This window comes from Rhizobium sp. TRM96647 (assembly GCF_025780115.1).
GTDB lineage: Bacteria > Pseudomonadota > Alphaproteobacteria > Rhizobiales > Rhizobiaceae > Mycoplana.
This window is the reverse complement of record NZ_JAOXHF010000024.1, coordinates 19,988-27,503: the sequence shown is the minus strand read 5'-3', so window position 1 is coordinate 27,503 and position 7,516 is coordinate 19,988. Positions and strand designations below refer to the sequence as shown.

At 67.3% G+C, this 7,516-nt stretch carries 5 protein-coding genes; 1 reads left to right on the top strand and 4 read right to left on the bottom strand.

What is annotated here, in order from left to right; genetic code table 11:
- Nucleotides 1-182: 182 nt before the first annotated feature.
- On the bottom strand, nt 183-740 hold the full coding sequence (locus tag OCK02_RS25215) for a dihydrofolate reductase family protein (protein WP_263815419.1): 558 nt from the start codon (nt 738-740) through the stop codon (nt 183-185).
- Between the two features lie 105 nt (nt 741-845).
- Here OCK02_RS25215 and OCK02_RS25210 point away from each other — a divergent pair, with 105 nt between their 5' ends.
- Nucleotides 846-1,412, top strand: coding sequence for a winged helix-turn-helix transcriptional regulator (locus OCK02_RS25210; RefSeq protein ID WP_263815418.1), 567 nt, complete (start codon nt 846-848; stop codon nt 1,410-1,412).
- Here the strand turns inward: OCK02_RS25210 and OCK02_RS25205 are convergent.
- From OCK02_RS25205 to OCK02_RS25195, 3 genes are all read right to left on the bottom strand, one after another.
- A complete protein-coding gene (locus tag OCK02_RS25205; RefSeq protein WP_263815417.1) occupies nt 1,372-2,169 on the bottom strand; it encodes a TIGR02186 family protein in 798 nt (265 codons plus the stop codon). The two genes, OCK02_RS25210 and OCK02_RS25205, sit on opposite strands and share 41 nt — an antisense overlap.
- A complete protein-coding gene (locus OCK02_RS25200; protein ID WP_230807334.1) occupies nt 2,166-3,092 on the bottom strand; it encodes a sulfite exporter TauE/SafE family protein in 927 nt (308 codons plus the stop codon). The genes OCK02_RS25205 and OCK02_RS25200 overlap by 4 nt, the downstream gene beginning before the upstream one ends.
- 391 nt (nt 3,093-3,483) lie before the next feature.
- Nucleotides 3,484-7,278, bottom strand: a complete 3,795-nt coding sequence (locus tag OCK02_RS25195; protein WP_263815416.1) for a peptidoglycan-binding protein — start codon at nt 7,276-7,278, stop codon at nt 3,484-3,486.
- Nucleotides 7,279-7,516: the final 238 nt, after the last annotated feature.

The following is a 7,516-nucleotide window of genomic DNA, read 5'->3' as shown; positions in this document are numbered from 1 at the left end:
GGTGGCCGACAGGCGGCCCACCCGGAGGGCCGGGCGCTTTTGGCCTGCGGACGGCGTCGAAAATCCTCGCCGGACCGGCAGGTCCGACTGTGGTTTCCTCCTGGCCGCAGGCCAAAATCGCTCCGGCGCAATCGGTCAATGTCAGTGCAGGTTGGTATAAGCTTGCGGATCAGGCGGCGCGCTCAGGCCGTCTTAGGGGCGTAGCGCAGGATGATCGTGCCGTTCGAAAGCGGCCGCGCCTCGATCAGGTTGAAACGCTGCGGTGCGTCGCCGGGCTTGAAGAACGGCGTGCCCTTGCCGAGCCTGGTCGGCACCAGGCCGAGCATCATCTCGTCGACCAGGCCTTCCGTGAGCAGCGCATCGGTCAGTTCGGCGCTGCCGAAGACGAAGATGTCCTTGCCCGGTTCCCGCTTGAGCCGACGCAGGTCGCCGGCGATATCGGCGGTCACCGTCGTGTTGTTCCAGTCCGAGCCTTCGAGCGTGCGCGAAGCGACCAGCTTCGGCAGCGCGTTCATGAAGCCCTTGACCTTGGTCTCGCCCTGCGCCGTGGTCCAGTAGGACTTCATGCCCTCGTAGGTCACACGGCCGAAGACGAGCATCCGGGCACGGTCGCCGAAATCCTCGCTCATCTTCTCCAGGTCCTCGCCCCACGCGTCACCGTGAAACGCGAGATCCCATTTTTCCGCACCCTCGAAAAAGCCGTCGAGGCTGACCAGATTCCAGACGATCACCTTGCTCATTCCATCCTCCATCCCATGGTGGCCAATCAACCGGTTGCAAATCGAAATTGGTTGAAGGCTACGCATACCGATGGCAAAGTGCAAGCAGATTCTCCGGAGACCGCAATGAAGGAAGACCACCGCTCGGGCTGCCCGATCAACCTGACGCTCGAGATCCTCGGCGATCGCTGGAGCCTGATCGTCATCCGCGACATGATGTTCGGCAACCGCCGCCATTTCCGCGAATTGCTGACCCAGTCCGAGGAAGGCATCGCCTCGAACATCCTGGCCGACAGGCTGAAGAAGCTGATGGAGCGGGGTCTCATCACCCGGAGCGACGATCCGAGCCACAAGCAGAAGGGGCTCTACAGCCTGACGGAGATGGCGATCGGGCTGGTGCCGCTGTTCGCCCATATGGGCGCCTGGGGACGGCGCCACCTGCCGGTGACGGAGGAACTGAGCATCCGCGCCGAACTGCTGGAGGACGGCGGCCCGCCCCTGTGGGACGCCTTCATGGAGGAACTGCGCGCCATCCACCTCGGCACGCCGATGCCGGCCCGCTCCGTCTCCGGCGAGCTTCGCGCCGCCTACGAGGCCGTGGTCGCGCGCAAGCAGGCGACGTCACTGGGAAAAAAGGGCAGCGAGCCCCGCGTCAGTCCTTCCGGAAAACCACGCTCGCGATCCAGCCTGTAAGGACGGCCAGGATGACGGACAGGATGCCGTAGGAGACCGGGTTGTTGAAGGCGGCGTTCGAGATCATCTGCTCGAGGCCGGTCTTGACCACCCGCAGCGGCATCGCCTTCTCGCTGATGAAGACGCCCTCGCGGAAGAGCTGGGCGCGCACGACATGGGTGCCGTTCGGAACGTTTGCCGGCAACCGCACGGTCGCCTTGAACAGGCTGGCGCTGATGAACTGCACACCGCCCGGATCGCGCTGGTAAAAGCCGCCGGTTTCCTTCAGCCGGCGGAAAGCATCGCGGAACTCGGAGACGTTGCTGCCGTCGCCGAAGAAGCCGACGGGATCAAGCCGGATGTGCTGCAGGCCGACGCCGATGCTGTTGAGAACCGCTGCCGGCGCGATGTCGTCGACGTCGCGCGTGCTCGAGAGCGAGTAGGATTCCGGCGCGAGCTCGAAGGTCATGGAGCGGCGGTTGACCCAGATGCCGAGCACGCGCTCCTTGCGCCGGACGGTCTGGTTGTCCTTCGGCCCTTCCAGCGCCACGACGATGTCGTACTTGGCCTGGGCCAACAGGCGCGGATCGTAGCCTTCGATGGCGCCGAAGATGGTCAGGTCGGCGCCGCGGAAATCGGAGGCGATGGCGATCTCGTCGGTGGACATGCCGATCTCGAGCCGCTCGCCGATTTCGGGCCGGCGGTCTTCCTGGGCCAGCGCCGGTGCTGCGGTCGCCATGACGAAGGCGGTGAGGATCGTCTGCAGGAGGATTCTCATCGCCGCACACCTTCGCTGACGATGGAATAGATCTCGTCCGGCGTCAGCACCAAGTCCACGGCGAGGCGCATGCCGACCGCGAGCACGAGCAGCGCCAGCAGCGCGCGCAACTGCTCGCCGCGCAAGCGCTGGCCGACACGGACGCCGTATTGCGCGCCGATGACGCCGGCCACCATGAGGATGAAGGCCAGCACGATATCGACGGAATTGTTGGTCGTCGCCTGCATGACGGTCGTGTAGGCGGTGACGAAGATGATCTGGAACAGCGAGGTTCCGACGACGACGTTGGTGGGGATGCGCAGCAGGTAGATCATCGCCGGCACCATGATGAAGCCGCCGCCGACACCCATGATCGAGGTCAGGACGCCGATGGAGAAACCGAGCACGACGACCGGGATGACGCTGAGATAGATCTTGGACTTCTTGAACCGCATCTTCAGCGGCAGTCCGTGCACCCAGTTGTGGTGGCCGGGCTTGCGCAGGCTGACAGGCTGGTTGTTGGCCGCGCGCCGGAGCGCCTTGACGCTTTCGAACAGCATCAGCACGCCGACCACGCCGAGCAGGACCACATAGAGCAGCGAGATGACGAGATCGAGCTGGCCGACGCGGCGCAGCAACGCGAATAGCCATATGCCCGCCGTCGCGCCGAGGAGACCGCCGACCAGAAGGACCGTGCCCAGCTTGATGTCGAGCGAGCCGCGGCGGAAATGGGTGATCGCGCCGGAAATCGACGAGGCGACGACCTGGTTGGCGCCGGTCGCGACCGCGACGATCGGGGGAATGTTGTAGAAGATCAGGAGCGGCGTGATCAGGAAGCCGCCGCCGACGCCGAACATGCCCGACAGAAAACCGACGGCCGCGCCCATCCCCAGGATGATGAAGATGTTCACCGAAATCTCGGCGATGGGCAGATAGACCGTCACAGCATTACCCCGATGGGCCGCAGGCCCGGAACGCGCGGCGCCCCTGTCGCCGCCTTACAGCAATTTCGCGACCGGAGCTGGCCCGCCAGATCCGGTAGTTACAGGCTCGGCATACGGGTAAGCGCCAGGCAGGCGGAACGCATGCTTGGTTCGACAGTCCCTCAGCACGTCACCGGCGTCCGCCCGGGCGATCGCAGGACGACCCCGGGAGCGCCACGGTATCGGGCCGGACGAACCGGTCGGAGCCGGATTGCCGCGACCCGCCGCTCCCGTATCATTCTGAGCGGCTTGTGGTTTTTTCAAGGTGTGTCATGCCCTTATGCATGGCACCCGTCAACAGACGAACGGATCGGCGCTGGGCTTTATGCGGTGCTGCGGGGGGCACCGGGGATCATCCCTGCTGCTTGTTGCGCTTCAGCAACTCGTTGATCAGCTTGTCGTCGATCTTGCCGGTTTCAGACTGACCGATGGACTTCTGAAAGGCCTTGATGGCGTCCACCGTCTTCGGCCCCATCGTGCCGTCCGGGCTACCGGCATTGAAGCCGTTGTTGTTCAGGATCGCCTGGATGTTGCGGATCGCCTTCTTCATGTCGACGGAGGCGGTCTTCGTGCCCTTGCCAACCCATTCGTCCGGCAGGTCGGTCGAGTTCGCCTTGTCGTCCAGCGGCTGCTGCTTCCACAGATCGAGCCTGGCCTTGGCGTCGGCAAGCTGCTCCGGCTTCATGGCGTTGGCGACCTCGTCGCGCTTCTCGGCGGCATCCCTGTCGCCGTCGCGGGCGGCGATCGCAAACCACTTGTAGGACTCCTCGAGGTCCTGCTTCACGCCGTTGCCGCGGGCATAGAGAATGGCGAGATTGAACTGGCTGTCGCGGACGCCGAGTTCGGCGGCCTTCTTGAACCATTCGGCAGCGGCCGCATAGTCCGGCGCCTTGCCGCCGCCGGTGGCGAGCAGGACCGCGAGATTGTGGCTGGCGTTGGCGTTGCCCTGCCGGGCGGCCTGCTCGTAGAGCGCGCGCGCCTTGTCGAGATCGCGCTCGACGCCCTGTCCCTTCTCGTAAAGGCTGCCGAGACGGTACTGCGCCGGCGCGAAGCCACGGTCCGCCGACAGCCGGTACCAGTTCGCCGCTTCCGCCATGTCGATCGCGACGCCGCGGCCGTCGGTAAAGCGGGCGCCGAGCTCGAACAGCGCCAGGCTGTCGCCCTCGCCGGCGGATTTCGCCAGCGACGCCGGCTCGATCGCGGCCGGAACGGTAATCGCTTCGGTGACGTCCTGGCCGGGATCGCCGGCGCCGATGACCGATTCCGTCGTGCCTTCGTCGGTGACCGGGACGTCCTTGATGCCCTCCGTGGGCACGTTGGTCACGATCGGCTCAAAGCCGCCGGTCTCGGCTGCGGCATCGGCCGGACGCGTCAACTGCTGCGCACCAGTGATCGCCAGCACGGGATCGCCCGTATCCATGCCGGTGTCCTCGACGGTCGGTGTGGGGATATCGTCGGCGGGCACGGTGACGCCGTCGGACAAGGGCTCGTCGCCCTCGATCACCTCTACCTGGGCGCTTTCGATCGGGGCCGCAGCCGGGGTGCTTTCGACGGGCGCAGGGGCAACGGCCTCGTTGCCGCCGGCAGGAAGAGCCATGCTGGCCTGCTCGACGGGCGCGGTCGCAGGCACCTCGTCTCCGCGCACGAGCGTGTTGACGAGCGGATAGGACATGATCGCGAGCAGGATCGCGCCGACGGCCATCAGGATCGGCCGGCGATGGCGGCTGAATGCCGAGGCGGCGGCGCCCGAACCGGCCGCCTTCTTTTCCGGCGCGAGACGGGAGATCGTATCGGATTCTTCCGCCGCCATGCGTGCGGCACGGCGGGCGGCGGCGATGAAATCGGCCTTGCCGGCATCGCTCGGCTTGCCGCGGCCTTCCGCGGCCTGGCTTGCCCGCACGCGCTCCAGGATCTTGCGCACGTCCGGCGCGCCCGAACCCGGTTCGAGCAACTGGTTGGCCACCTCGGGCGCAATCTCGTCGCCCGGATCGAGCGACGGCGCCGGATCGATGTGCTGGCGCTCGGCAGGAACGGCAGGCGCGTCCTTCCGGGCCGGCGCGAAGCGGCGCGCGAGACCCGAGATCAGTCCGCCCCTGGCCTTCTTCCCGGTGGTCGCGGCCGCCGCGGCTTCCGCCACGACAGGCCGGGAGCCCTCCTCGCCGTCGACCGGAACCTCGTCGGCAAAGTCCGAAGTCCCGGCGTCGGCCGTGATCGTGCGCTGTTCATGCCCCTCTGACCCGGCGTCAAAGCCGTCGTCGACGAAGGGATATTCGTCGTCGTGGAAGGCCATCGCAGCCACACGAGGCGTCGCGGGCGACGACTGCCGCTCATCGGCCCGGTCGTCAGGCCGCGGCGCATCGAGCTGCTCCAGGCGGCCGGCGATCTGAACCAGCGTGTCGTGCAGGGCGTCGAAGGTGCGCGCGGTGCGCTCCTCGCTGGAGCGCATCATGTCTTCCAGCGTGCGGAGGTCTTCGGCCAGCGCGGAGATCGCGGCCATGTCGGAGGAGGACGCGCCGCCCGTCTCGGCGTGCTGGTAGGCCTGCATCACCGCCTCGGCCGCCTGCCGGGCCGCCTCGATGATGTATTCGTCGTTTGTCGCCATGTAGTCTTCGATCGTCGCCATGCGGTTGTCGAAGTCGGCGGGAAGGGCTGCGGCCGACGTCGCCTGCGGCGCGCTGATCAGGGTCGACAGATGCGCGATCTGCGCCTCGAGGCTCTGCAGGGCGGCACTGTCGCCCACCGGTGCGGCACTGGTGCGGTCCAGCCGGTCGGCGATCGCCTGCAGCCGGCCTTCGATCGAGGAGAAGCGCTCGCCGGACAGCGGCGCGGCGGAGGGAACGTCGAGATCCTCGATGCGGCGGGCGAGCAGATCGAGGCGTTCGGCCAGAACGTCGTTGACCGCCCCCTGGTCGAGCGCGTCGATCTTGCGGGAAATGTCGGTGAGATAGCCGGCAAGATCGGCACCCGCCGCGGGGGCGCGCTGGCTCTGCTCGATCATGAAGGACAGTTGGTCGAGGCGCTCTTCCAGGCGGATGGCGGCCTTCTCGTTGGCCATCTCCTCGATGCGGTAGGCCAGCGCTTCCAGCCGCTGGCCGAGCCCCTGTTCGGGCGAAGGGCGGTGCGAGATCGTGTCGAGCTGACCGGCAAGGTCGGCGATCCGGCCTTCCAGGCGCTGGAGCATGGCGGTGTCGGCGGCGGATCCCGGGGCGCGTGCGCCTGCGGCGATCGCGCGGCTGATCTCGTCCAGGCGCAGGTCGAGGCCCTCGAACTGGCTGGCATAGCGGCGGTCGTCCGGCATGACGCTGCGACCGAGGGCTTCCACGGCCTGGCCCATCGCGTGCAGCTTGCCCTCCAGGTCGCGCAGCGCAGGCGTGGGGCTGACGGACTGGATCTGCGTCTTCAGTTCGTCGAGCCGATAGGCAAGGGCGAGCAGTTCGTCGTCGCGGCTCTGGTCGGCGGCGGCGAGCTTCTGCTCCACGCCGTTCCAGCGGGTTTCCATGCGGCGCACGGAATCCTCGCGGGCAAGGCCGTCGAGGACCGAGCGCAATTCGTCGAACTCGACGCGAAGGCCGTCGGTGTCTGAGCGGCCCGACTGGTGGCCGAGCTGGCTGATGCCTTGCGCCAGCCGCTGCAGGTCGCCGCGGATGTCGTCGTCATGGCCGCGAACCTCGGCGGCCTGGCGGATGGCCCGCATCTCGTCGCGCAGCACGTCCATCTCGCGGCCGAGACCTTCCGCGATGTCGCGCTTGAGATCCTGCCGCAGGCCGACGAGCGCCTGGGCGATCTCCCGGGCGGCGAATTCCGGCGCGGCTTGCTCCGCAGCGACGCGCGTGGCGGACGGATGCGCGGGGGTTGCTGTGTCGAAGGCATGGGGGCGGCGCTCGCTGCGGGCTGCGGAGCGCTCGCGTACCGTCTCGATCGCGCGCTGGCGCTGCATGATCTCGCCGACCGGATCGTCGCGCAGGGCACCGGAGCGGGTGAGATCGGGGTGCGGCGGCTCCGCTCGCCCGTGCGCGCCGTCGCGGCCGCGTTCACGGCTGCCCATCAGGCCTTCGATCCGGGCCTCGAGACCCTCGATCGTGCGGTTGAGTGCATCGAACGACGACCTGTCGCCAAAACGGGGAGGATTTGCTCGCGATCCGCTCATGTTCTTCGCCTCGCTTGGGAGCCCGTCGGCTCGCCGGGAGAACCCGCACCACGCCTGCCGTTCATGCGGCGCGACGCCCTGTTACTGCTTTGAACCGGCAAGACGCACGCCGGCATGTTCGATGTCCACGTGCAGACCGGGGGCGCGCCGATGCGGCGCATCTCCTCCGGCCATGACGAAACGAATGGCAGGCGAAAAGTGGAAAGATGAGACTATTTCGTGAACTGCCCTCAGGCGC